Below are 26,267 nucleotides of genomic sequence, written 5' to 3'. Positions count from 1 at the left end.
GTGAAGGGTCTCAGCCTTTGCGGTCGAAATGCCAGAACAGCAGGGCGAGCAGGATGCCGGCGGCGGTGCCGACCAGGAATCCGATGCTCGGCTGGCGTACGATGACGCCCGCGACCGTGCCCGCGATGATGCTGATCGCGAGGATCGATCCCCCCGCCTGCGTATAGCGACCCTTGTCCATCGCCGTCTCTTGGCAGGCTGCGGCGGCGAGTTCCAGCCCGTTAACCCTAGCGTTTCAGAACTTGCTATCTCCTGCCATGCTAGACCCTGTTCACCGGTGCGATGTTCCGCTCCGCCGTCCCAGCTTCCAGGGGGAAGATTGCGTTACCAGGTCTTTTTCGGCGCCGCCTTTGCCGACGCTGCCACCCTCATCGACGAATATGGCGCCGAAGCGGGCCGCGAGGCCAAGAAGCGGGCGAGCCGTAGCCGCGATCTCGGCAATGTCGTCCACTTCTGCCGCTGGCGCGAAACGGAGCGGATGATCGGCGCGCTGTGCGAGGACGCGGCGAGCGGAGCCATTCAGTAGAATCATAGGGTGGCGGCGGCCGGCATCGGCCGCTAAATTCCAGCCATGTTTCGCTTTTCCGCGGGGTGGGGTGCGGCGGCTGCTGTGGCTGCCGGAGGGGCCCTGCTGTGCCCGCAGCAAGCGGCGGCCGAGCAATCTGCCGCACCGTCCGCTGCGCCCGAACCGCCGCTTCCCGCCGACCCGTTCGAAGTGCTGAACGCGCCGCTCGATCCATCGGCACCGCTCGATCCGATGCCCGATATCGGCGTCGACTGGCCGGACATGGAGCAGGCGGCACCCGACGACACCATCGCCGACGCGCCGCAAGCGGGGATCGCCGACGCCGCATCGGAGCGAAGCTACACGATCGATCTCGCCGGGCTCGAACCGGAGGTGGAGGCGGCGCTTCGTCCCCGCTTCGACGCGCTTTCCACTTTGGTGCAGAACCGCGACGATCCCGCCAATGCCGCCCAGATCGATCGCCGCGCCCGCGAAGATGCCGATCTGCTCGCCGAATTGCTGCGCAGCCAGGGCTTCTATGACGCGCTCGTCCAGACTCGCGCAGAGCCGCCGCTCGTCGCCGGCGGTCCGGTGCGGGTCACGCTGGAGGCGGAGACCGGGCCGCTCTACCACTTCGCCGACGTTCGGCTGCCGGGCCTGGAGGATACGTCCGACGCGCAGGCTCTGCGCGACGCCTTTGCGGTCAGGCCGGCCGACCCGGTCAGTGCGGAGCGGGTCACTGCCGGCGAGGCCGCGCTGCGGGCGGAGCTCGGCCGCCGCGGCTATGCCTTCGCCGATGTCGGCGAGCTCGACATCGCGATCGATCACGAGGCACGCACTGCGACCCTGACCCTGCCGGTCGTTCCCAACGGCGCGCGGCAGTTCGGTCGGATCATCGTCGAGGGCCGGCCGCTGTTCGATGCCGGGCACATTCAGACGATCGCGCGGTTCAAGCCGGGCGAAGGCTATGAGCAAGCGCGGGTCGACGACCTCCGCCGCGCGCTCGTCGCCACCGGCCTGGTCTCCTCGGTGACGATCCGGCCGGTGGAGAGCGCCGACCGCAAGACGGTCGATCTTGCGGTTGCGCTCGAACCGGCGCCGATGCGCACCATCGCCGGCGAAGCGGGCTACGGTACCGGCGAAGGCATCCGCATCGAGGCGAGCTGGCAGCACCGCAACCTGTTGCCGCCGGAAGGCGCGGTGACCTTCCGGGCCGTCGCCGGCACGCGCGAGCAACTGCTCGGCGCAACGCTCCGCCGCAGCAACTTCCTCCGCCGCGATCAGGTGCTGACCGCCCAGGTGGCAGCCAGTCACGTCGATCGCGCCGCCTTTGATGCCCGCACCTTTTCGATGGCGGGATCGATCGAGCGCCAGACCAATATCATTTGGCAGAAGAAATGGACCTGGTCGCTGGGCGGCGAGCTGATCGCCTCGGACGAGCAGGATGTCGATGTCGACAGCGGCACCACGCGGCGGCGGACCTTCTTCATCGGGGCGCTGCCGGCGACCTTGTCCTATGACGGTTCGAACGACCTGCTCGATCCCACCGAAGGCTTCCGGCTGTCGGGCCGCTTCTCGCCCGAGGCCTCGTTCCAGGGCAGCCCGTTCGGCTATTCGCGCGTCCAGCTCGACGGCAGTTTCTACCAGCCGGTCAGCGATCGGGTGACTCTGGCCGGCCGCGCCCGGCTCGGCACGATCTTCGGCGCAAGCCGCGATCGGATCGCGCCGTCTCGCCGCTTCTACGCCGGCGGCGGCGGCTCGGTCCGCGGCTACGGCTTCCAGCGCCTGGGACCGCGCGATCCGGTGTTCGACGATCCGATCGGCGGCCGCAGCCTCGCCGAATTCTCGATCGAAGCGCGGGTGCGGTTCGGCAATTGGGGAATCGTGCCGTTCCTCGACGCCGGCAACATCTACACTTCGCCCTTGCCGGGGATCGATGACCTGCGCTTCGGCACCGGCCTCGGCGTTCGCTACCATACCCGCTTCGGACCGATCCGGGTCGACGTCGGCACGCCGCTCAACCGGCGCTCGGGCGACGCGCGTGTCGCCGTCTACGTCTCGCTCGGCCAGGCTTTTTGATGAGCGACGACGCGGCGCCGGTCGACGACGCATCGCGTGCCGGCGCCGAGCCGGAGGTGGTGCGCGTCAGGAGGAAAAGGCGGTGGCTCTCGCGGCTGGCCAAGGCCGCCGTCGCCTTGCTGCTGCTCGTCGTCCTGCTCGCCGGCAGCGCCGCCATCCTGCTCGATACCGGCGCCGGCCATCGCTTCCTTGCCGATCGCATCGCCGCGATGGCGCCCAATTCGGGCCTTCGCATTCACATCGGCCGCATCGAGGGTTCGATCTGGGGCGATACGAGGTTGCGCGACGTCCGGCTCTACGATCCGCAGGGGCTGTTCGCCGAATCCGCTCTGATCGAGGTCGACTGGCAACCCCTAGGGTGGATCACCAACCGGCTAATCGTGCACGATCTCGAAAGCGACCTCGCCACCCTCCACCGCTTGCCAAAGCTCAGGCCTTCGCCTGAGCCGAAGCCGATCCTGCCCGGCTTCGATATCCATGTCGGGCGGCTGCGGATCGCAACCCTCAATATCGGCAAGGCCGTCACCGGGCAGGCGCGGATCGCGAGGGTCGCGGGAGAGGCGGACATTCGTGCCGGGCGGGCGCTCGTCCGCCTCGATGCGGAGGTCAAGGGTGGCGGCGACCGGCTCGCGCTGACCCTCGATGCCGAGCCGGATCGCGATCGTTTCGATCTGGACGTCCGTCTGGCGGCACCGGCCAACAGCGTGATCGGCGCGATCGTCGGCACACAGCGGCCAATGGCGCTGGTGATCGCGGGCGAGGGACGCTGGAGCGCCTGGCGCGGCAAGGCCCAGTTCGATCTCTCCGGCCGCCGCACGGCCGAGCTCGTGCTGACCGCCGAGGCGGGTCGCTACGGCCTCAACGGCTGGGCAACTCCCGGCCAGTTTTGGACCGGCGCCAAGGCGCGGATGACGGCCCCGCGTGTGACGATCGCCGGCAACGCCACCTTCGCCGATCGCCGGCTTGCCGGCCGCCTCTCCGCGCGTTCGGCGGCGCTGAAGCTGGAGGGTGCCGGCACGATCGATCTCGCCGGCAGCCGATTTCGTCAGGTGCGGATCGGCGCCGATCTTCTGCGTCCGCCGGCCCTGATCGACACCATGAGCGGTCAGAAGGTGCGCCTGACCCTGCTTCTCGACGGTCCGTTCAAGACGTTCGGCTTCGCCTATCGGATTACCTCACCCCACATCGCGTTCAAGAATACCGGCTTCGATGATGCTCGGCTCGAAGGGCGCGGGAAATGGTCGAAGATGCCGGTCAGCATCCCGGCCCTGTTCGCCGCGCGGCGGGTGACCGGCGAAGGACCGATCGCCGGCGCGATCCTCGCCAACCTGCGCGTGGAAGGTCTGCTCAAGCTCACGCCGAAGGCATTGATCGGGGAGGGGCTCAGCCTCACGTCCGACAAGCTCAAGGGCAAGGTCAGCCTGCTCGTCGATCTCGCCACCGGCCGCTACGATGTCGTCCTGTCAGGCGGCGTCACCCGTTACTACATCCCCGATCTCGGCATCGTCGACGTGACCAGCGAATTGCGCGTGGTGCCGGGCCCGGGCGGCAAGGGCTCGATCGTCACCGGCAAGGGCCGCGCCTGGGTCCGCCGCTTCGACAACCGCTTTCTCGCTGGGCTCGCCGGCGGGCTGCCGAGCCTCGAGGCGGATCTCGTCCGCGGCACCGACAAGGTGCTGCATTTCCGCAATCTGCGCCTGACCGCACCCTCAATCCGCATCGCCGGAACCGCGCTCCGCCGCACCGACGGCACCTTCTTCTTCGAGGGCGGCGGACAGCAGGCGACCTACGCGTCGTTTACGATGACTCTGGACGGCCGGATCGAGCGACCGCGCATCGCGTTGCGGCTCGCCCGCCCCAACGAGGCGCTCGGCCTGTCGAACGTTCAGATCGGCCTCGATCCAACGGCTCTAGGCTATGCCTATCGCGCGCAGGGCGGCTCGCATCTCGGCCCGTTCACCTCGACCGGCGCGATCCTGCTGCCCAAGGGTGCGCCCGCGATCGTTCAGATTGCCGCGCTCGACGCGTCGAACACCCATGCCGCGGGCAGCCTGCGCTCCGATCCGGGCGGCCTCACCGGGCGGCTCGACATCTCCGGGGGCGGGCTCAGCGGCCGGCTGGATTTCAGTCCGTGGAACGACCGTCAGCGGATCGCCGCCGATCTTACCGCCGCCAATGCCCGCTTCGCCGGGCCGCCGCCGATCGCCATCCGCAGCGGCCGGCTGCGCGGTGTCGCGATCCTCGATCCGGCCGGCGTCTCGCTCGAGGGCAGCCTGGTCGCGCGCGGCCTCAGCCGCGGGCCGCTGTCGATCGCCAATCTCACCGCCACAGGCAGCATGCGCGGCGGCACCGGCCAGGTGAAGGCGCAGATATCCGGGACGCGTGGACGCAATTTCAGCTTCGAGACGATCGTCGATTTCGCGCCGAACCAGATCCGCCTGAGCGGCCGCGGTGCGATCGATCGGCGCGCGATCGAGCTTGTTCGCCCGGCTTCGCTGACCCGCGAAGGCGACGGCTGGCGGCTGCGCGAGGCCGCTCTGCGCTTCGCCGGCGGCAATGCCACCGTCTCCGGCCTGTGGGGCAGCGCGGGCACGGAGCTCAATGCCCGCGTGGACGCGATGCCGCTGTCGGTGCTCGACATCGGCTGGCCCGAGCTCGGTCTCGGCGGCTCCGCCTCGGGCACGCTTGCTTACCGCTTCCCGGCGGACGGCGGCCAACCGAGCGGCGATGCCAATCTGCGCGTCCGCGGGCTCACCCGGTCGGGGCTGGTGCTGTCGTCGCGGCCGGTCGACATCGGCGTCGTCGCCCGATTGCAGAACGGCAATGCAGGGATACGGGCGGTCGCGGTCAGCGAAGGCCGAACCGTCGGGCGGGCGCAGGCGCGGCTGTCGCCGGTCGGCGGCACCGGCAATATCGGCGAGCGGCTGGCCGCGGCACCGATGTTCGCGCAGATCCGCTACAACGGGCCCGCCGACACGCTGTGGCGGCTCACCGGAGTCGAACTGCTCGACGTCAGCGGTCCGGTCGCGGTCGGCGCCGATGCTCGCGGCACGCTCGCCAATCCCCAGATACGCGGATCGCTCCGCGCGGAGGGTGCGCGGCTGGAAAGCGCGGTCACCGGCATGGTGATCGACAATGTCCGCGCCACGGGTCGGTTCGGCGGGTCGCGGCTCGTCCTCGACAGCTTCAGCGGTGCGACCAAGCGCGGCGGCACCGTCACCGGCCGCGCTACCCTCGATCTTGCCGGCCCGAAAGGGTTCGGCATGGACATCGCGCTTCAAGCGCAGGCGGCGCAATTGCTCGATCGCGACGACATCCGTGCCCAGGTCACCGGGCCGATCGCGATCCGCTCGGACGGGGAGGATGGCAGCATCTCCGGCAAGATCCGGCTGGTCGGCGGCAGCTTCCGGCTCGGCAGCGCGGCCGCCGCCACCCAGATCACGCGGTTGCCGGTCCGTGAGGTCAAGCGGCCCGCAGACGAGCGTGCGGTGCCGCGGCGCCTGACGCCATGGACGCTGGACCTCGACGTCGATGCGCCGGGCCGGCTGACCGTCACCGGCCTCGGCATCAACAGCGAATGGAGCGCCGACCTCAAGGTCGCGGGAACGGTCACCGAGCCACGGATCAGCGGCCGTGCCGATCTCGTGCGCGGCACCTACGATTTCGCCGGCCGCCGCTTCGATCTCGAACGCGGCCAGATCCGCTTCCTTGGCGAGACTCCGATCAACCCGGTGCTGGATATCACCGCCGAGGGCGGCATCCAGGGGCTGAACGCGGTCATCCGGGTCACCGGCCGCGGACTGCAGCCGGAGATCGCCTTCACCAGCACGCCGGCTCTGCCGCAGGACGAATTGCTGAGCCGCCTGCTGTTCGGCACCTCGATCACCAATTTGTCGGCACCGGAGGCGCTGCAGCTCGCCGCCGCGGTCGCGTCGCTCAACAACAGCGGCGGCGGGCTGGATCCGATCAACGCCGTGCGCAGCGCCACCGGCCTCGACCGCTTGCGCATCGTCCCGGCCGATCTCACCACCGGCCAGGGCACCGCGATCGCGGCCGGCAAATATCTTGGTCGCCGCGTCTATGTCGAAGTGGTCACCGACGCTCGGGGCTATTCGGCGACGATGGTCGAATATCAGATCACGCGGTGGCTCTCGCTGCTCTCCAGCATCTCGACGATCGGCCGCGAAAGCGTGAACGTCCGCGTTTCGAAAGATTATTAGCGAGCCTTTTCAAGGCGGCGCAGCAATTCATTAACGGCTGCGGCGTAAACTCTCCGAGCGAACGCATGAGGTGGATCATGGGATCGGAGCTCGACGGAGACCGCGCGCGGAAAGCGGAGCGCCTGTCTCTCGACGCACCGGCACGGCTGCGGCCGAACGACTGGAGCAACGTCGAGGTGACGATGCTCGATCTCTCCGAGCTCGGCTTCCGCGCCCGATGCGAGGCGCGGCTGCAGCCCGGAGGCAGCGTCTCGCTCGATGTTCCCGGCGTCGGCCCGGTCGAGGCGCAGGTGGAATGGTGCAAGGCCCACCAGTTCGGCGCCCGCTTCTACGTCCCGATCGATCTCGGCTGCTGCCGATGGACGCTCAGCGAACGGCGCGAGGCGCTGGCCGAGTTGCTCGTCGAGCGCTCCAGGGCAAGGCGCTCGGGCCGTCGCACCGCCGAAGCGCCGCCCCGGCAGAAGCTTCTCGCCGATACCACGCGTGCCCAGGGCAACGCCGCATGAGCCTGATCATCTTAGGTCGCAGCCTCATGCTCCGACCTAAGGTGTAAATCAGGCTCTAAATCAAGGCTCTGAGCTACCGCGAGACGCCTGGCCGCCTCATTTCGTCTCGGGCACGATCTCCATCTTCCAGGCCTTGGCATCGACCAGATAGGTCTGCGCCGCCGTCTGCAAATCCGCCGCGGTGATCGCCTGATATTGAGAGATGCCGTCTTCGATGCTGGTGGCGACGCCAGGGTTCGTCTGGACGTTGGCAAGCTCCGACAGCCACCATTGATTGCTCGCCTTCTGCCGGACGATGTTCTCGATCAGCGGCTTGCGTGCGCGCTGGAGCTCGTCGGTGTCGACAGGAGTGGTGCGGAGCGAGGCCGCGATCCTGGCGGCATCGGCGAGGAAGCCGTCGAGCTTTTCCGGCGGCGCCTCGATCTGTGCGGCGAGATAGCCATAGCTTTTGAAGGTCTCGGACGCGCTGTGCCCGGCATTCGGGCTGTAGGTGGTGCCCTGCTTCTCGCGGATCTCGTCGGTGAGACGCAGCTGCAACACCTGGCCAAGCAGGTTGAGGGTCCGCGTCCGCTTCTGATCGGAATAGAAGTCGCTGGTCGGCCAGGCAATGAAGGCGAGCCCCTGGTCGGCGCGGCCCTTGTGGGTGGTGCGCACCAGGCCGGGGGCCGGAAAGGCGATATGCCCGGCTTCCGGGGTGACCGGATCGGGCTTGCGCGGCGGCAGCGCGCCGAAGGTCGCTGCAACCTGACGCACCGCATCGTCGGCCGAAACGTCGCCGACCATGACGATCTCGATCGGTCCGGTTGCGAGCGGTCCCGCGGTCAGCGCCTTTGCCGCGGCCAAATCCGCGCCGGCGATGTCCTGCCGGGTCGGGAACGCCCAGCGTTTGTCGCCGCCGTGGAGGAGCAGCCCGGAATCGCGGTTGAACACCCCCGCCGGCGTGCTCTGCAGCTGATCGTGGATCGGATCCCCGATCGCCCGAAGACGGTCCCAGGCGGCAGGGCGCAGCGCCGGATCGGTCGCGTAGGCCGCCAGCACCTGCAACTGGGTGGCGAGATCCGACGGCCGGGTGCGACCGCCGAGCATGAAGGCATCGTCGCCGATGCCGAAATCGGCACCGAACACCTTGCTGGTCAGCGCCTCCTGCATGTCCTCCTGGCTGATCTTGCCGAGCCCGCCGAGGCCGTAGGCGCCCGAGGCGAGCATGAACGCCGGCACGCTTGCCGCGGGGGTGACGTCGAGATTGCCGTTGCCGAGGCGGACCGAGACCAGGATCTCGTCCTTGCGGAAGTCCGTCGGCTTGACGGTGAGCCGCACGCCGTTCGCGAAGTGAACGGTCGTGACTCCGAGACTCTCGATCTGCTTGCGCTCGGCAATGCCGCCGGGCTTTCCGAACGACTGGTAGGGCCAGGCCGAGGCCTGCCGCGCCGCGCCCGCGCTGATCGGGGTTCCCGCCGATGCCTGGTAGGCCGCGAGCAGGGCCGGCTCTCCGCCGTCGAGCGGCGTCGGCGCCGTCAGGTAGACGAGGGGGCTGCCGGCGAATTTCCCGGCATAAGCGGCGCTGACCTGCGCGGCGGTCAGACCCTTCACCGCGCGATCGAAATCGGCGAGCACGTCCGCCGGCGACTGGAACACGGTCTTTTCGTCCACCGCCGAGAGCATCGCCTGCGCAAGCGCGTTCGAGGGACGGGTGCCGGCACCGGCAGCGGCGTTGACCAGAGCGGTGCGGATCTCCGCAATCTCCCGATCCAGTTCGGCCTGGGTGAAGCCGAACCGGGCGGCGCGTCTCTGCTCCTGCTCCAGCGCGGCAAGCGTCTCCTTCCACTTGCCCGGCTTGGCAATGCCGGTCACCTGGCTGATCTCGGCGCGCTCCGCCTGCTCGCTGCTGCCGCCGCCCGCGAACACGAACGGGGCCTCGGCCTCGGCGCCGATCCGCTGGAAGCGGCGATTGAGGATCCGGATGGCGAGCGCCGGGAGCAGATCCTCGCTGCGGACGGCGCGGCTGTCCGGCCGCAGGTCCGGCGGCGCCACCCAGCTCAGCGAGACGCGGCTGGGCACGCCGGGATCGATGAAGGCGTGGCTCTCCGCGGCCCGCGTGGCGATGCGGGAGGGGGCGAGCTCCGGCCCGGCCCTGCCGCGCGCCGTCCAACTGCCGAACTGCGCCCGAATCTTCTTTTCGATCGCGTCAATGTCGAAGTCGCCGACCGCGATCAATGTCGCGCGCTCCGGCCGATAGTAAGCGTCGTAGAATTCGCGGAACGCGGCCTGGGGTGCGCTCTTCAGCACCTCGGTCTTGCCGATCGGGAGGCGGGCGGGAAGGATGTCGCCCTTCAGCAGGTAGGAGAGTTCGTCCTCGGCATTGCGCAATTGCGGGGTGGCGCGGGTCCGCTCTTCGGACAGCACGATGCCGCGCTCGCTTTCGATCGCCGAAGGCGCGAACGTCGCCTCTCCGGCGACCTCGCGGAGCAGGAACAGAGCGGTGTCGACCGTCTCGGCGTCGGTTTCGGGAAGGTCGAGCATGTAGACCGTCTGATCGAAATCGGTCGAGGCATTGGTGTCCGGGCCGAATTTCAGGCCGGCGCGCTCGAGCCGCCTGATCATCTCGCCCTCGGGCACGTTCTTCGTCCCGTTCAGCACCATATGCTCGATGAAATGCGCAAGGCCACGCTGGTCCTCGCGCTCGTACATCGAGCCGACGTCGATCCGCAGGCGCAGCGAGGCATTGTGCGGCGGCGTCGCATTGCGCAGGATCTGATAGCGCATGCCGTTGGGCAGCATTCCGAAGCGTACCGCGGGATCCGCCTTCAGATCGGAGACGATCGCGCCACGGGCGTCGAACGTTGTCGGTGCAGCGGCGAGGACGGGTGCCGCCAGGGCGAGCGCGACCCCGGCGCAGAGAGGATGAACGTGACGCATTCCAGAATTCTCCCCACCACGGCGCCGTCGCCGATCCCCGTCGACGAACATAGTTCAACCTGCTGAGTTCACAAGGGTTTCGCGACCGGTAAACGCGGCTTCAAGAGGCCTCCTGCCGCCTGCTGCGCGGCAACGAAGAAGGCCTCCGCCCGGTGTCCCGGACGGAGGCCCCTTGCTCGCTTCGAGGAAGCCGAAGCTCAGCTCGAATAATACATGTCGTATTCGACCGGGCTCGGCGTGGTTTCCCAGCGCAGCTGGTCCTGCCACTTGATCTCGATATAGGCGTCGATCTGGTCCTCGGTGAACACGTCGCCCTTGGTCAGGAAGTCGTGGTCCGCTTCGAGCGAATTCAGCGCCTCGCGCAGCGAGCCGCAGACGGTCGGAACCTGGACGAGTTCCTGCGGCGGCAGGTCGTAGAGGTTCTTGTCCATCGGGTCGCCCGGATGGATGCGGTTCTGGATGCCGTCGAGGCCGGCCATCAGGATCGCTGCATAGGCAAGATACGGATTGGCGAGCGCGTCCGGGAAGCGGAATTCGACGCGCTTGGCCTTCTCGCCGGTGCCGTAGGGGATGCGGCAGGAGGCGGAACGATTGCGGCTCGAATAGGCGAGCAGCACCGGCGCTTCGAAGCCCGGAACCAGGCGCTTGTAGCTGTTCGTGGTCGGATTGGTGAAGGCGTTGAGCGCCTTGGCGTGCTTGATCACGCCGCCGATGAAGAACAAGGCGGTCTCGGACAGGCCGGCATAGCCGTTGCCGGCGAACAGCGGCTTGCCGCCGTTCCAGATCGACATGTGGGTGTGCATGCCCGAACCATTGTCCGCCTTGATCGGCTTGGGCATGAAGGTCGCGGTCTTGCCATAGGCATTGGCGACCATGTGCACGACATATTTGTAGATCTGCATGCGGTCGGCGGTCTCGACCAGCTTGCCATAGGTGAGGCCGAGTTCGTGCTGCGCAGCCGCCACCTCATGGTGGTGCTTGTCGCAGGGCAGGCCCATTTCGAGCATGGTCGAGACCATCTCGCCGCGGATGTCGACGGCGCTGTCGACCGGCGCGACCGGGAAGTAGCCGCCCTTGGCGCGCGGACGGTGGCCGAGGTTGCCGACATCATATTCGCGGCCGCTGTTGGTCGGCAGCTCGATGTCGTCGATGCGGTAATAGGAAGCGTTGTAGCTGTCCTCGAACCGCACGTCGTCGAACATGAAGAATTCGGCTTCCGGGCCGACGAACACGGTGTCACCGATGCCGGTGGTCTTGAGATAGGCTTCGGCCCGCTTGGCGGTCGAGCGCGGGTCGCGGGCATAAAGTTCGCCGGTGCCCGGATCGACGATGTCGCAGAACAGGATCATCATCGGCGTTGCCGAGAACGGATCGACATAGACCGCGTCCAGATCCGGTTTGAGGATCATGTCGCTTTCGTTGATCGCCTTCCAGCCCTCGATGGACGAACCGTCGAACATGAAGCCATCGGTCAGCTGATCCTCGTCGATCGCCGAGGCGACCATCGACAGATGCTGCCACTTGCCCTTGGGATCGGTGAAGCGAAGATCGACCCACTCGATCTCTTCGTCCTTGATCCGGCTCAGAATCTTGCCCGCGTCGCTGGCCATCTTACGTCAGTCCTTTGCTCACTTGGCGCCCGGCAGGGCCGGTGCGCGTTCGATGATGTCCGCGCTCCACCCCTTGCAACGCCGGCTCCAAGCCGGATCACTCCTGGTCAAGCGGCCCCAACCCCCGCGCCGGGCGGCTGCCCGGCACAGAATTCAGATCGCGTCCGATCCGCGCTCGCCGGTGCGGATACGAAGCACTTCCTCGACATTGGTGACGAAGATCTTGCCGTCGCCGATCCGGCCGGTGCGCGCGGCCGAAGCGATCGCTTCCACCACCCGCTCGGCCAGGCCGTCGTCCACCACCACTTCCAGCTTCACCTTGGGCAGGAAGTCGACGACATATTCGGCGCCGCGATACAGCTCCGTATGCCCCTTCTGCCGCCCAAAGCCCTTGGCCTCGGTGACGGTGATTCCCGAAACGCCCACGTCATGGAGCGCCTCCTTCACTTCATCGAGCTTGAACGGCTTGATGATGGCTTCGATCTTCTTCACGCGAATCCCTCGGCTGGCGGAGTCTCTCCCCTGATTACCCGCAGGCGTCCACCCCGGCGAGGCGAAAGGTGAAGATTTCACGCTGCAGGGCAGCATGGCACGCCTGTTGCCGTGCCTTTCGGTATGATGCGGCCGAGACTTTAGAAGGGGAAGAAGATGCTGATCGCCCCGATCGCAACGGCGAAGGTCAGGAGATTGAGCGGCAACCCGACCCGGACGAAGTCCAGATAGCGATAGCCTCCCATCTGATAGACGATCACGTTGGTCTGGTAGCCGAAAGGCGTCGCGAAGGCGGCGCTGCCCGCCATCATCACCGCGACCAGGAACGGACGCGGGCTGACGCCGAGGCTTTCCGCGAGGGCCACGGCGATCGGCGTCACCAGCACGGCGACGGTCGCGTTCGAGAGCAGCTCGGTGAGGATCATCGTCGCGCCGTAGAGAATGATCAGCGCGGCGAGGGGACTGATCCCGCGCACCGATCCGAGAAGCGCCCGGGTGATCGCGTCGGCAAGGCCGCTCTCCTCCATCGCAATTCCGATCACCACCATGCCGGCGATCAGGATGAGGATGTCGGGCTTCAATCCGCCATAAGCTTCGTCGGCGGTGATCACGCGCAGCAGGATCAGCAGAACGGCACCCGCGAACGCCGATGCGGCGATCGGTGCGATGTTGAGCGCGGCCAGCAGGATGGCACCAACGAAGATCGCGGAGGCGATCATCGCCTTGACCGGCCGGAACGGACGGGGCTCGGCGAACAGTTCGGCATGGCCGACCTGAACGCCGCCGACATGGACATCGTCGATCGCCCTCTTGGCCGCGAGCCGATCGTCGCCGGTGTCCGGCAGCTCGCTCTCGTCGAGGCTTCGTTGCATGAGCTTGCCGCTGAACAGGAACAGGTACAGCCCGCCGGCCAGCGCCATCGGCAGCCCGACCGGAGTGATTTCGAAAATACCGAACCGGGGCTGCCCCGCGATGCGGGCCATGTCGTCGACCAAGAGGTTAGTCGACGTGCCGATCAAGGTGCAGCAGCCGGTCAGTACGGCGATGTAGGAGAGCGGCATCAGATAGCGTTTCGGCGACAGCTTCAGGGCGACCGCGATGTCGCGCACCACGGGGGCACCGAGCACGACGATCGGCGTGCTGTTGAGAAAGCAGGAGACCAGACCGATCGCGGCCATCAGCAGCCAGAGTCCCGCTGCGCCGATCCGGCGGCACATCGCGATCCCGGCCTGGATCGCCCGATCGAGCAGGCCGGAAAGCTCGAGCGCGTAGGCGATCACGAACAAGGAGGCGAGCGCGATGATGGCGGGGCTCGCGAAGGCGCCCTGTACCTCGACAGGTCGTACCACGCCGGTCATCAGCAGAACAGCCGACCCGGCAAGCGCCACCACATCCGGTCGCAACCGGTCCCAGATCAAGGCACCGACGACCAGCGCCAGGACCAGCAAGGTCACGATCTGATCGATGCTCACGATCTGCTCAGGCCGGTTGCCCGCAACGTCATATACGCTCTGCCATCCAAACCTTCTTCCGCGCGCCGACGCCTGACCGGGTCTGGAGCCGGCGCCGGAATTTGCCTATCGTTTGCGGATGGAGGAACCAAGCCCGAGAAGCAGCCGCCTGGCCCTCGCCGGGGCACTGATCGCCGCGATCGTCGTGGGAGGCGCGGGTTTCCTGATGGGGCGCGCCACCGTCGCGCCGACGCAGCAGGCGGTTGCGCCGAGCGCGGCGCCGACCCTGCCGGCCCCCGCGCCGGACCCGCCTGCGGTGCGCGGAATTCTCGACCGTGCGGCGCTGATCGCCCTTGCCGGCGCAGCCGCCGACGCGGCGGCGGCCGGGAAGGATCCGCCGCCGGACGTCACCGAAAGCGATGGCCGCCGCTTCGCGATGCGCTTGCCCTTCGGCTGTGATGGCCCGGCTCCGGCGGACGGCAAGGCACCGATGCGCTGGCACTATGATCCGGACGATCAGGCACTTCGCATCCATGTCGAGCCGGTCACCTGGCCCGGACAGGCGTGGTTCGCCGGCGACTCAAGCGGCGTAGAGACGATCGAAGGCTTCTGGATCGCGCGCCCGTGGACTGCGAGCGAGGCCTGCCCCCGCGGGAACGACCCGCCAGATGGTACAGAGGCCGAAGCCGTGATGCCGGCGGACCAGAGCCTGGCGCTTGGACAGATTTTTTCGGCCGACAGCGGACGCGGAGGGCGGCGCAACGGCGAGGCGTATGAAACCACGCTGCGCGTCGCTCAAGCCGGTCTCGACACGTCGCAAGGCTTTCGGCTCCGGATCAGCGGCCGAATCAGCAGCGCGCACGGCCTGCCGCCGGTCTCTTGCCGTCAGCTCGACGGGCCGGAGCGTCGGCCGCTCTGTCTGATCAACGTGGTTCTGGACGAAGTGGCCATCGAAAATCCGATCACCGAAGACATTCTGGCCGCGTGGAACCTGGCCGGCCGTGATGCCGAGGGTCATTGAGCGACCGGTGCGAACCCGGGCGATCGTTGCGGCCACGATCGTTCGTGATGGCAAGGCAGTCTGCGTCTGCGCCGGCGGCTTCATCGGCGTCGAGGCTGCGCGCCGCATGCGCATGAGCGGGAGGAGCGGATGTCCGTACCTTGGATCGAAACCTTGGTGATGGCGGCGCTCGCTGCCTCGGCGGCCCCGGCTGCGCAGACCGCGGACGCTGGCGACCGCATCGATATCGGCGGACGCGCCCTGCGCCTGTCGTGCCGCGGTTCCGGCGGTCCGACCGTGATCGTCGATGCCGGCATGGGCACCGCGCCGGCCGAGGATCCGGGCTGGCAGGGCATCGCCGAGAAGATCGCGCCGACGGCGCGGATCTGCCTGTACGACCGCGCCGGCCTCGGCGGCAGCGATCCCGCGCCCGGCGGGCCCCGCACCAGCGCCGATGCCGCCGCCGATCTTCATGCCGCGCTCGCCAAGGCACAGGTGAGAGGTCCCTATCTGCTCGTCGGCCATTCGATCGGCGGACTGCACGCCCAGGTCTTCGCCGCGCTCTATCCCGAGGATGTCGCGGGTCTCGTCCTGGTCTCCTCGACCCATCCGGATCAGATGACGACATGGCTGTCGAAATTGCCGCCGCCGGCGTCAGGCGAGGAAAAGGCGATCGCCGAGACGCGCGCCTTCCTCGCCGCCATGATCGAAGATCCGACCAGAAACGAGGAACGGCTCGATTTCGCAACGAGCGCTACGCAAGCGCGGCGCCTGACCACGCTCGGCGCCAAGCCGGTGATCGTCGCCACCCACAGTCCGCGCTACCGGATGGTACCCGGTCTGTCCGAGCCGCTGGCGGTGACGCTCGAAGCGGAGACCCAGCGCATGCAGAAGCAGTTTCTGACGCTCTCGTCGCGGGCGAAGCAGAGCATCGCCGAAACGGCGGGGCACGGGCTTCCACACGAGGATCCCGGCTTCGTCGTTGCTGCGATACTCGAGGCGCTCGCGCTCGCGCGCGCCGACCCGCCCTCGTCGTGAAGGCGAATCTAGCCTCCTTCGGACGGACATGACGCGGAACCCACGTCCGCCAGACGTCAGAAAGTCATCGATCGTGGTGCGAAACGAAGGCGGCGATCTGCGCCCGCCATGCATCGGGTCGGTCGAATTGGGCCATATGACCGGCGCCCTCGATTTCGGCATAACGGCCGTGACGGAGACGCGGCAGCACGGCGCGGGTCGCCTCCCGCGACAAGAGGTCGAACTCGCCCCGCAGCAGCAAGGTGGGAACGGCGACGCGCCCTAGGAGCGGCTCGTCGTCGAAACCGCGCAACACGCCGCCGAAGCCGGCAAGAAGGTCGTCGCCGACAAGCGCCTTGGCGACGGCATTTCCACGATCCTCCGGAGTCGGCGCCATGTAGGGCATGGCGACGTTGCTCATGTCGGTGCGATAGACGTGACGGCGCATGAAGGCGGCGCTCGCCTTCTGATAGGCGGCGTCGTCGACGGGATCGCCGCGCTTGCGGGCCGTAACGGCATCCCCCGCCCCGTCAGGGAGCTGCGCGGCCAGGCCCTGCACGCTCGCTTCGGCCCGGCGTGCAAACAGGGGAGCACCCTGCAGGATCAGGCTCTTGAGCCCGGACGGCCGTCGCGCGGCATAGCGATTGGCGACGATCCCGCCCCAGCTGTGCCCGAGCAGGTGCAGACGCTCCACGCCGAGCGCGCCGCGGATCGCGTCGATCTCGTCGACGAAACGATCGACGGTCCAGTTGGCAGGATCTCCGGGGGCATCGGAACGGCCGGAATCGAGCTGGTCGTAAAGAATGATCCCCCGCTCGCGCGCCATCGGCAAGGCGGGAAAGAATTGCCACAGGGCAGCGCCCGGCCCGCCATGGACGAAGAGGATTGGTGGACGGCCGCTGAGGCTGCCGTTCACCCGCACATACAGGCTGCCGCCTTTCACCTTGACCCTGAGCTCGCGATCGGCGGCGGGCACCCCCGCTTCAGCAGCCTCCGCAAGCCTCGGCAGCAGCGCCAGCGCGAGCCCGCCCCCGATCGCGGATCGCCTGCACATCGGCATGGTGCATCCTCCCTTTTGTCCCGGAACCAACCGCGTCCGTCATTAACGGAAATCTAGAAGCCGAAGGCAACCCCGACGCGCCCGCCCTTGGATCCGCGTACGGTCGATCCGGCGAAGCCCCCGCTGACATAGATATTGCGGTTGGCACGGATCACCGCAGTGCCGGAAAAGCCCTGCTCGCCGCGATAGGTTGCGAGGTTGAAGGAGACGCTCACCGTCTTGTCCGGGATGACCATCGTTCCACCGAGCGCCATTGCCGCGGCGATGCCGCCCTCCTGCCGGCGGTTGAGCAACAGGGCCTGACCTTCGAGCGCGGACGATCGCGCTTCGAGCGCCGTGGTCCGGCCGTCGAGGCCGGACAGAGTGGCAAGGTCGAGAGAGGAGGTGGCGAGATTCCCGCCGAGATCGGTCGTGACGAGCCGCAGGGCACCCGCTTGCGCAGCCGCGCTCGCGCTCGAAGCAAGTCCGGCCATGCTGTAGGTCGAGCTGCTGTTGCCGAGGCTGACCTGGCCCGCCCGCTCGGCGGCGGCACCTTGGCCGATCGCCACTGCGCCGGCGCCGTTCGCCGTCGCCCCGTCGCCGAGCGCGATTGCCGAATTGCCGTTAGCAGTGTTGAGGTTGCCGATCGCGATCGCGCCTTGCCCGGTCGCGCTGTTGGTGTTGCCGAGCGCGACCGCCCCCGTCCCCGTGGCCACGTTCGGATCGCCGATCGCCACCGCGCCGTTGCCGCTCGCAACATTGGCCGATCCGATCGAAACCGCCTGACCGTTCTGCGCTCTCGCGCCACGCCCGAGCGCAACCGACGCGGTTCCATTGGCAATGCTCGCCTGGCCGATCGCAATCGCATCCAGGCCCGAGGCGGTCGGTGCCGTGCCGGCGGAGTTCACCCGTACATAGGCGCTGTTGGCGAATGCCTCGTCGGCGGTGGATTGTGCCGACGCGGCATTGGCGAGGGCGGTGTCCGCAGTCCCTTGCGCCGCCCCGGCCGCGCCGAGTGCTGTGGCGGCAGTGTCGCCGGCGGCGACGGCCATCGTCATCGCATCGTTCGCCGAGGCCTGCGCCGTCGCGGCGTTGGCAAGCGCTGTGTCGGCCGTACCCTGCGCCGCACCGGCCGCGCCGAGCGCCGTCGCCGCATCGGCGACGGCCGTGTTGGCGGAGCCTTGCGCGGCGTTCGCCGCGTTGAGTGCAGCCGCCGCGGCGTCGCCGCCTGCAGTTGCGGCGGCGAGGGCATTGTCTGCCGTGGCTTGCGCCGTGGCCGCATTCGCGAGTGCCGTGTTCGCCGTCGCTGCAACCGCGTTCAGCTGTGTGAGGTTGACCGCGTCGGTCGATTCGGTGCCCGCTGCGACATTGGTGATCTGACGTTCGCTTCCTGCGGCACCGACGGAAATGCTGTTGTTCCTGGCCGCGAGGGAATTGGCGCCCAGCGCCACCGCATTCGCACCCGTGACGTGCGCCTGATAACCGAGCGCCGCAGCATTGGCGCCGTCGCTGCGCGCACCGGCGCCGAGCGAGACTGCATTGGAGCCTGTCGCCCCCGCGGAGGTGCCGATGGCGATCGCCGAGCCGCCGTTGGCGATCGTCGGCGCGTTTCCGCCGGCGTCGCCGCCGATCGCGATATTCCCGCTGGTCGGCTGTCCTCCACCATCGGTGGTGGCAAAGCGGCCGATCGCCACGTCGGCATCGCCGCGCGCCACTGATCGGCCGATCGCGACTCCTCCGGCGCCCAATGCGCTGGTCGCGTAGCCCAGCGCCGTCGACGCCTCGCCCGAAGCCTCCGCGAAACTGCCGAAAGCGGCGGAAATTCTCGTCGCCGACGCCCGGTCGCCGACGGCCGTGCCATATTCGGCGGCGCCGCTGCCTGCGCCGATCGCGGTGCTGCGCACCTGATTGGCGACGCTGTCGCTGCCGAGCGCAGTCGCATTCTCTCCCCCGGCCCGAGACCCGGAACCGATCCCGACGGCCCGGGCGCCATCGGCCGAAGCGTTGAAGCCCGCCGCAATCGCCCGGTCACCCCCGGTCGAAGCGCCGGCGCCAAGGGAGAGGCTGAACGCCCCGGTTGCGCTGGTGAAGATCGTCACGTTGTTGGCATCCTTGTAGGCCGTTCCGACGGCCAGAGCGGATTGCCCAAGTGACTGGCTGAGCAAGCCCAGTGCGGCCGACCCTTGCCCGCTTGCCTGAGACCCTGCGCCGATCGCCTGCGCATTGCTGCCGGAGGCGACGGCGCTGGCGCCGAGTGCCGTCGCGAACACCGTCGTCGCACTGCTGTTGTGGCCGACCGCGACCGCACTCTGCGACTGCGCCGTCGAAGAAGCACCCAACGCGAGTGTGAAATTTCCATTGGCGCGCGCGTCGGATCCGACCGCACTGCTGTTGGTACCCTGTGCCAAAGCGGATTCGCCGACTGCCGTTGCCGACGCCGAATTTGCTGCGCTGCTGCGGCCGACGGCCGTCGAGCTGCTGCCAAGCGCCCGCGCCTGGGTGCCGATCGCCGTGGAGTCCGGGCCGCTGCTCAGGGCGGAATAGCCGATCGCGGTGGCGTTCGTTCCCGACGCGCTCGCCGCGCCGCCAAATGCCGCCGCACCGCTCTCGGACGCGCTGCTCATGCTGCCGACGCTCGTCGAACGAAAGCCCGAAGCCTCGGAGAGGGATCCCAGGGCGACGGTATCGGTCTCGCTGGCCTCGGCGGAAAATCCGATGGCGATTGCAGACGTGACCGGAGTCCCGTTCGGGCCCTCGGCGCTGGCTTGCGGCCCGATGCCGATCGCGCCGCTGCCGTTGACCGTGGCGCTGCCGCACACGACGGACTCGACACTGCCGGGTGCGATCGTTCCCACCGCATTGCCGTTGCCATCGACGCACTGGGAATTCTGGGCGGCGACCGGCGATGTCGGCATCAACAAGGCGATCACGGCAAACGACGAACCTGCGAGCAGATGCTTCATGAACATTATCCTCTTGTCGGCAGGCCGGTCGCGACCGGCGCGCATTTTCCTTGTCAGCCGGCTTCCGGGCGGCAATCCTCGTCGGATTAAGGGAGTCGTCGCCGCTTATGCGTGGACAGCAGCGCAACGCGCGTGGACCGGAGCGCACCAGCGTGCCTTCTCTTGTGCGCTTCTCGACGTCGTCGCTGCCGGCCGCGGATCGCGTCGCCTACTTTCAGGACATGCTCGCGCGCACCCTCACCGGGTGCAATTCCTCGTCGCTGGAACAAGCCGATCTCAGCGTGGACGTGAACTTCCTCACCGGGCAGGACGTGTGTCTGGGCATCACCCGCTCCACCAGTCTGCGCAATCATCGCGACCGCAGCTGCCTGTCGGACCAGGATGACGACTTCCTGCTGCTTTCGGTGCTTTCGGGCACGGGGCGCATTGAACATCGTGAGCAGCGTGTTACCCTGCAGCGCGGTTCAGGCGTGCTGACGCGGCTTTCGGACACGATCGACACGCACTGGCCGGATGCGCGATTGATGGTCCTTCGGCTGCGCAGACCCGCCCTTCGCAATGTGGATGCGGATCGCGCTGCCGGTCTTGATCTCGCGCGGTCCAGGCCTCTGATGCACCTGCTTCATGCTTACGGGCGGGCGGTGATGCGCGATGCCCTGAACGGAGAGCCGATCGATCCGCTGGCGGAACGCCACATGACCGAATTGGTCGAGGCCCTTTGCGCGCGCAGTGTCGACGAGGCGGAGCAGGCGGCGCGACCCGCAATCGGTGCTGCACGGGTCGCTGCGATGCGTGAGACGATCGCGAGGGATCATGCGCGCCCGATGCTGTCGATGCGCGACGTCGCCGCAGCCGTCGGCATCTCGGAACGCGCCGGTCACCTGGCCTTCGAAGCCGCGGAACTCGGCTTTACCGAGGAACTCCACGCCGTCCGGCTCGATCGTGCCTGTGAGCGCCTGGCCGCGGGCGGCGAGCGGGTGATCGACGTCGCCTTCGCGGTCGGTTTCTCCGACTCGTCGCACTTCCACCGCTTGTTCAAGCGCCGCTTCGGCATGACTCCGTCGGAATATCGCAGTGCGCACCGCAGCAGACGGTAAGCGGCGAGACCAAAGGCGCGTGACAGGCAATGCTTTTCAAGGCGGCGCGTCCGTCACATAGGGGACACGAAGGGAGAGAAGCTATGCATCTACGTACCTGGTGGTCCGGCGGCCTGCTCTTCGCAATGTCGATTGCGGCACCGGCAGCGGCTTTGGCCCCGTCGGTCAAGATCAGCGCGGGGGTCGCCGCGGTCAGAATGGCCTATGCGCCGGCCAGACGGCAAACCGGAACATTCGGCGCCTTGGCCGTCGATCGGACGAACGGCTATCGCTACGGATTCTCGTACGATTACACGTCACGCGCCGCAGCTGAGAAACGCGCGCTTGCCGAAGTGCGCAAACGCGGCGGCTCCGGCACGGTCGTCCTGGCGTGGTCCGGCCGGGGTTGCGCGGCGTACCGGACGGTGCCGGAAGGTGCCGGCAACGCTTATGGCTGGGGTATCGCAGCCACTCGCGCCGCGGCCGACCGCATCGCCTCGGCACATGCCGCCGTGCGCAGCAAGGGCAAGCCTACGCCTAAGGTCGTCTGGGCGTGCAACTCGAAGGGCGGGCCGCTCAAGAAATTGTACGACTCCGCCGCCGGGGGTCGCTGAGAGAGGCCGAAATCAGCCCTAACCTGTTCCTTCGGCCGGTGAGACTGCGATCGCATCCACCACGACATTGTCGTCGATCCGCCAGACCTTGATCGTGTGGCGGCCGGCGCGAAGCCCGGGGAAGGTTGCAGACACCTCGTGCGCGTTGGCGATCACGGCGGCGATCCAGGCGGTCTGCTCCGGCGTGGTTGCGGCGCCCGGTGTCGGGATCAGCGCCGAAGACAGGATCTGAACGGGCCGATCGTCGACCGAGATCCCGATTCGCAAGCCTTTCGCGCCCGTCGTACCGAGCGTCGGCGCAAGCCGGAGGGTGATCCGGGTGTCGCCGCCGCCCGTGGTGACGTCATATTCTACGCGCGGCCCCCTTCTGCTGTCGCTCGGTGGCCCGCCCTGGGGAAGCGAGACGAGCGCGCCCTTGCCCTGACCGAGATCGGCGATCGCGCGCCAGGCGACACCGTCCGCCGGCACCGCACGCTGGAAGTCGGCGGCGTCGAGCACGATCCGCCGGCCCTGGTCGGTCGCTGCGCGGCGGAAGCGCGGCTGCACGCCGCGTTCCTCGGGCGGGGTGTCCGCGCCGACGCGCATGATGCTCGGCATGGTCTGGCGGGTCGGGTCGTTCCAGATCACGTAGCTCATGTGGACCTGATTCATCATCCCGTCCCACTTGCCGCCGTTCAGGGCGTGATATTGCGCCGTCAGGGCCGCGTCGCGGGCGAAGGTCGCCTCGACCTGATCGGCGAAATAGTTCGCACGCGGATCGTTGCGCGAGGCCAGCGCCTTGTTCCACGCGGCCGCATAATAGAGCTCGTAGAGGTTGGAGAGGGCCGCAATCGGATAGCCGGCGAACTGGAACCAGGCGCTCTGCTGATCCGGCCGAAGCCTGGCCCGGACTGCGTCGGCACGGCTGGCGAGCGCGCGCCAGCCCTCGATGATCTCGCCAAATTCGCCGCCGTCGAGCGCATCGCCGGTGATCGGGCCGAGAGCAAAGCTGTCCTGATCGAGCAGCTCGGGCTTTCGGCGGGCGGCATAGCGGCTGTATGTCGTCATCAGGCTGCCGATCTCGGCCGCCAGATCGGGCCCGAAGGTCGCCGCCCCCCAGTCGGTCGGAAAGGCGCCTAGCGCCTCGGCCGTCATCGCCTCCGGATTCCACGCCATCTTCAGGAAGAAATCGAGCGGATATTCCATCGGCTTGATGTCGCCGACATTGACCACCCACAGCTGGCGGGCGCCGCGTGCATAAGCGAGATCCATCTGCTGCCAGATCTTGCCGACCTGGTTGGTGTTGATCCACTTGTAGTTGCGAGGGCCGCCGACATAATCGAAATGATAGTAGACGCCATAGCCCCCGCTGCGCGCGACATCTCCCTTCGATGGATCCGGAAGCCGGCGGATCTGGCCCCAATTGTCGTCGGAGAAGAGCAGGGTGACGTCGTCGGGCACGCGCATGCCGTGGTCGTAATAATCCTGCACCTCCTTGTAGAGCGCCCAAACCTGCGGGGTCCGTTCCGCCGGGCGGCCAGTGACGTCCGCGATGATCTTGCGCTGGTCGGCGACGATGGTTTCGAGAAGTTCGGTGGCAGTGGTCTCGGCCATCGGTTCATCGCCGTCGCCGCGCATGCCGACCGTCACCACATTCTCATAGGCCTGCCCGCCGCCTTTCGACATCATTCGCTCGATGCCGCCGCGCCAGAAGGCGCGCAGATTGGCCGCGTTGGTTCGGTAATCCCAGCGCCCGCCGGCGACTCCGTCGCCGCGCAGCCGGTGCCACTCACTCTGGGCGCGGGTCAGCGGCTCGTGGTGGGACGTGCCCATCACCACGCCCATCTCGTCGGCGAGCGGTATGTTGCGCGGATCATCGAGGGCGAAGGATTTGGGCGCCCACATCGCCGGCCACAGATAATTGCCCTTGAGCCGCAGCAGCAGCTCGAAGACCTTGGCATAGGCCTTTGAGTTCACGCCGCCGAACTGCTGCTTGGCCCAGCCGCTGAACGCGGGATCCTCGTCGTTGATGAAGAAACCGCGATAGCGGACCCGCGGCCGATCGGACCGTGTGCCGGCGGTCACGTAGACGTTCTCGCGGTGCCGCACCGGCACGTCCGCGAACCAGTGCCAGGGCGAGACTCCGATCCGCTCGGACAGATCGTAGGTGCCGAACGCGGCGCCGCGACGATCGGCGCCGACGATCACCAGGGCGCGGGCGACACCCGGCCATGGATGATCGACGACGACTTGGCGAAAGGCCTCCCACTGACCGGCGATGTCGCGCACGTCGATCTTTCCGGACGCGGCGAGGCCATCGATGATCGGGCTTCGGCCGAGCACACCCACCACGACTGCGAGACCGCGCACCTTGCTTCGATCCGTGAGCAGCGCGGCATCGTGCCCGCTCACCCGTTTCAGGTCGGCCCTGAAGCCTGCGACGGCATGTCGGACAGCAGAGTCCGCATCGGCATCGACCAGGATCGCCGCGGGTCTGGCCGCCTCGACGAGGCCGAAGCTGCCCGCTGCCGCCGTTTCGCAGACCGAAGCGGGCTCGACGCAGGCTTCCGCAGCGGTAAGTCCGCACAGCAGCAGGATCAGGCATGCGAAGTCGCGGCCAATCCTGAAGCACGAAATCGGCGACCCGCCTGCTCTCATCATCACCTCTCCGAAGCGGCCTTTGTGGCCTGCCTGGTCATGTTACCGGTAACATAGGTGCGCCGCGTGCGACCCGCCTGTCAATCGGGCACGGCCATGCGCCGAGAAGGCGGCCTTTTTCCCGTAGCAACCATTGCCACGATGGCGCGCTTGCGTGCCTGCCATCTCCCGGAGACGCATCATGGTCGATCAGCCTACCCGCCGCAGCCTTCTTCAGGCGGCCGCCGCCACCGGCGCCGTGCTCGCCGCCGCGCCGGCCATCGCGCAGCCGGCACCGGGGCGCCCATCGGGTACGCCCGCCGACCCGCAGACCAAATATCCGAGCGAGCCATTTCCGGAGCAGCGGCAGAAATGGCCGGGACTGCAGCGCGACATGACACCCGTGCCGGATTGCGGGGAACGTTCCTATGTCGGTTCCGGCAAGTTGCAGGGCCGCAAGGCCCTGGTGACCGGCGGCGATTCGGGGATCGGCCGCGCCGCGGTGATCGGCTTTGCCCGTGAGGGCGCCGACGTCGCGCTCAATTACCATCCCGACGAAGAGGCCGACGCACGCGATGTCGCCGGTCTGCTGCGGGGCGAGGGGCGCAAGGTGGCGCTGATCCCGGGCGATCTCACCAGCCAGCGTTTCTGCGTCGATCTGGTCGGCCGTGCCCGCTCCGAACTCGGGGGCCTCGACATCCTCGTCAACAACGCCGCCTATCAGCAATCCAAGCAATCGATCGACGAGATCAGCTTCGAGCAGTTCGATCGCACGCTGAAGACCAACCTTTATGCCATGTTCTGGATCACCAAGACGGCGGTGCCGCTGCTGCGGCCGGGATCGGCGATCATCAACACGACTTCGGTCAACGCCGTCGATCCTGGCGAGGAACTGCTCGATTACGCGACTACCAAGGCGGGCATTGCGATCTTCACCAAGGGCCTCGCCAAGCAGCTTGCCAAGAAGGGGATCCGGGTCAACGGGGTCGCGCCCGGACCGATCTGGACGCCGCTCCAGGTCGTCGGCGGCCAGTTGCCGGGCGAACTCGGCAAATTCGGGCAGGACACGCCGCTCGGCCGCGCCGGCCAGCCTGCGGAACTCGCCGGTCTCTATGTGGCATTGGCGAGCGGCGAACTCAGCTACACGGACGGCAGCATCTTCGGGGCCAATGGCGGGCTTGGAACGATCTGAGCCTTTTGGATCTGAGCCTTCGAGCTTCCGCCGCACGAAGATCGAGACCGAAACTTACCGCGCTGCGAACCCCGCATCGGTAAGCTCCATGCCATCGAGATCCAGCCCTGACGAACGCGCGCTCCGGCGCACGGCAGCCGCAACCTGGCGGACCAGGTCCGGCTTGCCCTCCGCGCCGTCCATGAAGCCGCCGATCAAGGCGGCCTGGATCAGGTGGGCGTCGGCCATGTCCTGCCGCACGGCGTCGCCAGCCTGTACCACTTGCGGAAGCGCTGCCATGGCTTTTGCGGCCTGTGCACGAACCGCCGCAATCTGGTGGCGCGGCGGCGTGTCGTTGCGCCCGCGCGAGGCGAGCCACGCGTTCAGCCAGTAGATCGTGTAGGCGTCGGCGACATTGTCGATGCGGAGGCCGTAGCCGGATAGGGCACGGCCCATCTTGTCGAAGAGATCGGGCGCGGCGAGCTGCTTTTCGAACGCGGCCGCACCCTGCGAATCCTGCTTGCGCGCGTTTTCGATGAAGCGGGCGATGTTGGCACGGCTTCGTTCCGGCGACCGCTGGTAGGTCAGGCGCACGCTCGGGGCGGGAGAGGGGCGCGTGCCGCCCCGGCGTGTCGTCGAGACGGACTTCTGCGCGGCCTCGTCCATGGCCGTGCCGTGGGCGATGCCGGCTATCAAGCCGCCCCAGTCGACGCCCTCCTGTGCGGCGGCCGGACTGGCGAGCCCGGCAAGCAGCAGCATGCAGGCGGCGAGGCGAGGCTGTTGGGTTCGGACACGCATCGACGATCTCCCTCGTTGGTCTTGTTTCACGTGAGCGCCCGGCAAGCAACGTCGGGAAAGCGCCTTGTCCCTGCCGTCGCTCGACGTGCGCCGGCGGCTCCGCATGATGATAAGCTTGGCGGTAAAGGATAATCTAAGCGATCCGTTTAGATACGGGCCTCCCCGTCTGCTGCTATTCCCGCCGCATCCGCGAC

Annotated in this window: 18 protein-coding genes; 9 read left to right on the top strand and 9 right to left on the bottom strand. The window is 67.8% G+C overall.

What is annotated here, in order from left to right; all coding sequences use genetic code 11:
• Nucleotides 1-10: 10 nt before the first annotated feature.
• Nucleotides 11-181, bottom strand: coding sequence for a hypothetical protein (locus tag ETR14_RS28290; RefSeq protein WP_165356380.1), 171 nt, complete (start codon nt 179-181; stop codon nt 11-13).
• 138 nt (nt 182-319) lie between these two features.
• Here ETR14_RS28290 and ETR14_RS08460 point away from each other — a divergent pair, with 138 nt between their 5' ends.
• The 4 genes from ETR14_RS08460 to ETR14_RS08445 all read left to right on the top strand — a co-directional run bounded on the left by ETR14_RS08460 (nt 320) and on the right by ETR14_RS08445 (nt 7,310).
• Nucleotides 320-526 (top strand): hypothetical protein, encoded by a 207-nt coding sequence (locus ETR14_RS08460; protein WP_129384208.1) that lies wholly within the window; start codon nt 320-322, stop codon nt 524-526.
• A 45-nt stretch (nt 527-571) separates the two neighbouring features.
• Nucleotides 572-2,584, top strand: a complete 2,013-nt coding sequence (locus tag ETR14_RS08455) for an autotransporter assembly complex family protein (protein ID WP_129384207.1) — start codon at nt 572-574, stop codon at nt 2,582-2,584.
• On the top strand, nt 2,584-6,804 hold the full coding sequence (locus ETR14_RS08450) for a translocation/assembly module TamB domain-containing protein (RefSeq protein ID WP_129384206.1): 4,221 nt from the start codon (nt 2,584-2,586) through the stop codon (nt 6,802-6,804). The genes ETR14_RS08455 and ETR14_RS08450 overlap by 1 nt, the downstream gene beginning before the upstream one ends.
• A gap of 65 nt (nt 6,805-6,869) precedes the next feature.
• Nucleotides 6,870-7,310: a PilZ domain-containing protein gene (locus ETR14_RS08445; RefSeq protein WP_129384205.1), complete on the top strand. Its 441-nt coding sequence runs from the start codon at nt 6,870-6,872 to the stop codon at nt 7,308-7,310.
• 96 nt (nt 7,311-7,406) lie between these two features.
• Here the strand turns inward: ETR14_RS08445 and ETR14_RS08440 are convergent, their stop codons facing one another.
• The 4 genes from ETR14_RS08440 to ETR14_RS08425 form a co-directional block, all read right to left on the bottom strand.
• On the bottom strand, nt 7,407-10,226 hold the full coding sequence (locus tag ETR14_RS08440; RefSeq protein ID WP_129384204.1) for a pitrilysin family protein: 2,820 nt from the start codon (nt 10,224-10,226) through the stop codon (nt 7,407-7,409).
• 197 nt (nt 10,227-10,423) lie between these two features.
• The gene (gene glnA / locus ETR14_RS08435; RefSeq protein ID WP_129384203.1) at nt 10,424-11,836 is read right to left on the bottom strand and encodes a type I glutamate--ammonia ligase; all 1,413 of its coding nucleotides are present in this window, start codon (nt 11,834-11,836) and stop codon (nt 10,424-10,426) included.
• Between the two features lie 153 nt (nt 11,837-11,989).
• Nucleotides 11,990-12,328: a P-II family nitrogen regulator gene (locus tag ETR14_RS08430; protein ID WP_106513982.1), complete on the bottom strand. Its 339-nt coding sequence runs from the start codon at nt 12,326-12,328 to the stop codon at nt 11,990-11,992.
• A 140-nt stretch (nt 12,329-12,468) separates the two neighbouring features.
• A complete protein-coding gene (locus tag ETR14_RS08425; RefSeq protein ID WP_129384202.1) occupies nt 12,469-13,800 on the bottom strand; it encodes an SLC13 family permease in 1,332 nt (443 codons plus the stop codon).
• Between the two features lie 118 nt (nt 13,801-13,918).
• Between ETR14_RS08425 and ETR14_RS08420 the strand changes: the two genes are divergently transcribed.
• Together ETR14_RS08420 and ETR14_RS08415 are read left to right on the top strand one after the other, a co-directional pair.
• Entirely contained in the window at nt 13,919-14,800 is an 882-nt protein-coding gene (locus tag ETR14_RS08420; protein WP_129384201.1) for a hypothetical protein, read from the top strand.
• Nucleotides 14,801-14,929: 129 nt separating this feature from the next.
• Nucleotides 14,930-15,817, top strand: coding sequence for an alpha/beta fold hydrolase (locus ETR14_RS08415; RefSeq protein WP_129384200.1), 888 nt, complete (start codon nt 14,930-14,932; stop codon nt 15,815-15,817).
• A 64-nt stretch (nt 15,818-15,881) separates the two neighbouring features.
• Here ETR14_RS08415 and ETR14_RS08410 read toward each other — a convergent pair whose 3' ends face one another.
• Nucleotides 15,882-16,850, bottom strand: a complete 969-nt coding sequence (locus ETR14_RS08410; RefSeq protein ID WP_165356379.1) for an alpha/beta fold hydrolase — start codon at nt 16,848-16,850, stop codon at nt 15,882-15,884.
• A gap of 59 nt (nt 16,851-16,909) precedes the next feature.
• The gene (locus ETR14_RS08405) at nt 16,910-19,798 is read right to left on the bottom strand and encodes a YadA-like family protein (protein ID WP_165356378.1); all 2,889 of its coding nucleotides are present in this window, start codon (nt 19,796-19,798) and stop codon (nt 16,910-16,912) included.
• 152 nt (nt 19,799-19,950) lie between these two features.
• Here ETR14_RS08405 and ETR14_RS08400 point away from each other — a divergent pair, with 152 nt between their 5' ends.
• Together ETR14_RS08400 and ETR14_RS08395 are read left to right on the top strand one after the other, a co-directional pair.
• The gene (locus ETR14_RS08400; RefSeq protein ID WP_165356377.1) at nt 19,951-20,895 is read left to right on the top strand and encodes an AraC family transcriptional regulator; all 945 of its coding nucleotides are present in this window, start codon (nt 19,951-19,953) and stop codon (nt 20,893-20,895) included.
• An 83-nt stretch (nt 20,896-20,978) separates the two neighbouring features.
• Nucleotides 20,979-21,488, top strand: coding sequence for a DUF4189 domain-containing protein (locus ETR14_RS08395; RefSeq protein ID WP_165356376.1), 510 nt, complete (start codon nt 20,979-20,981; stop codon nt 21,486-21,488).
• 18 nt (nt 21,489-21,506) lie between these two features.
• On the opposite strand, the gene ETR14_RS08390 is transcribed toward ETR14_RS08395, so the two are convergent.
• The gene (locus tag ETR14_RS08390) at nt 21,507-24,128 is read right to left on the bottom strand and encodes a glycosyl hydrolase 115 family protein (protein ID WP_243455907.1); all 2,622 of its coding nucleotides are present in this window, start codon (nt 24,126-24,128) and stop codon (nt 21,507-21,509) included.
• A 178-nt stretch (nt 24,129-24,306) separates the two neighbouring features.
• Here ETR14_RS08390 and ETR14_RS08385 point away from each other — a divergent pair, with 178 nt between their 5' ends.
• On the top strand, nt 24,307-25,296 hold the full coding sequence (locus ETR14_RS08385; protein WP_129384195.1) for an SDR family oxidoreductase: 990 nt from the start codon (nt 24,307-24,309) through the stop codon (nt 25,294-25,296).
• A gap of 54 nt (nt 25,297-25,350) precedes the next feature.
• Here ETR14_RS08385 and ETR14_RS08380 read toward each other — a convergent pair whose 3' ends face one another.
• Nucleotides 25,351-26,073, bottom strand: coding sequence for a DUF6683 family protein (locus tag ETR14_RS08380; protein WP_129384194.1), 723 nt, complete (start codon nt 26,071-26,073; stop codon nt 25,351-25,353).
• Nucleotides 26,074-26,267 lie beyond the last annotated feature (194 nt).

The organism is Sphingosinicella sp. BN140058 (genome assembly GCF_004135585.1).
Lineage (GTDB): Bacteria > Pseudomonadota > Alphaproteobacteria > Sphingomonadales > Sphingomonadaceae > Allosphingosinicella.
Note: the sequence above shows the minus strand (reverse complement) of the source record. Positions and strands in the feature narration are given on the sequence as shown.

What these genes read in the sequence shown, in the direction of transcription:
- ETR14_RS08450 (WP_129384206.1), top strand. Translation starts at nt 2,584, where the DNA reads ATGAGCGACGACGCGGCGCCGGTCGACGACGCATCGCGTGCCGGCGCC.
- ETR14_RS28290 (WP_165356380.1), bottom strand. Translation starts at nt 181, where the DNA reads ATGGACAAGGGTCGCTATACGCAGGCGGGGGGATCGATCCTCGCGATC.
- ETR14_RS08395 (WP_165356376.1), top strand. Translation starts at nt 20,979, where the DNA reads ATGCATCTACGTACCTGGTGGTCCGGCGGCCTGCTCTTCGCAATGTCG.
- ETR14_RS08405 (WP_165356378.1), bottom strand. Translation starts at nt 19,798, where the DNA reads ATGAAGCATCTGCTCGCAGGTTCGTCGTTTGCCGTGATCGCCTTGTTG.
- glnA (WP_129384203.1), bottom strand. Translation starts at nt 11,836, where the DNA reads ATGGCCAGCGACGCGGGCAAGATTCTGAGCCGGATCAAGGACGAAGAG.
- ETR14_RS08445 (WP_129384205.1), top strand. Translation starts at nt 6,870, where the DNA reads ATGAGGTGGATCATGGGATCGGAGCTCGACGGAGACCGCGCGCGGAAA.
- ETR14_RS08455 (WP_129384207.1), top strand. Translation starts at nt 572, where the DNA reads ATGTTTCGCTTTTCCGCGGGGTGGGGTGCGGCGGCTGCTGTGGCTGCC.
- ETR14_RS08440 (WP_129384204.1), bottom strand. Translation starts at nt 10,226, where the DNA reads ATGCGTCACGTTCATCCTCTCTGCGCCGGGGTCGCGCTCGCCCTGGCG.
- ETR14_RS08420 (WP_129384201.1), top strand. Translation starts at nt 13,919, where the DNA reads ATGGAGGAACCAAGCCCGAGAAGCAGCCGCCTGGCCCTCGCCGGGGCA.
- ETR14_RS08385 (WP_129384195.1), top strand. Translation starts at nt 24,307, where the DNA reads ATGGTCGATCAGCCTACCCGCCGCAGCCTTCTTCAGGCGGCCGCCGCC.
- ETR14_RS08390 (WP_243455907.1), bottom strand. Translation starts at nt 24,128, where the DNA reads ATGATGAGAGCAGGCGGGTCGCCGATTTCGTGCTTCAGGATTGGCCGC.
- ETR14_RS08410 (WP_165356379.1), bottom strand. Translation starts at nt 16,850, where the DNA reads ATGTGCAGGCGATCCGCGATCGGGGGCGGGCTCGCGCTGGCGCTGCTG.
- ETR14_RS08380 (WP_129384194.1), bottom strand. Translation starts at nt 26,073, where the DNA reads ATGCGTGTCCGAACCCAACAGCCTCGCCTCGCCGCCTGCATGCTGCTG.
- ETR14_RS08415 (WP_129384200.1), top strand. Translation starts at nt 14,930, where the DNA reads ATGTCCGTACCTTGGATCGAAACCTTGGTGATGGCGGCGCTCGCTGCC.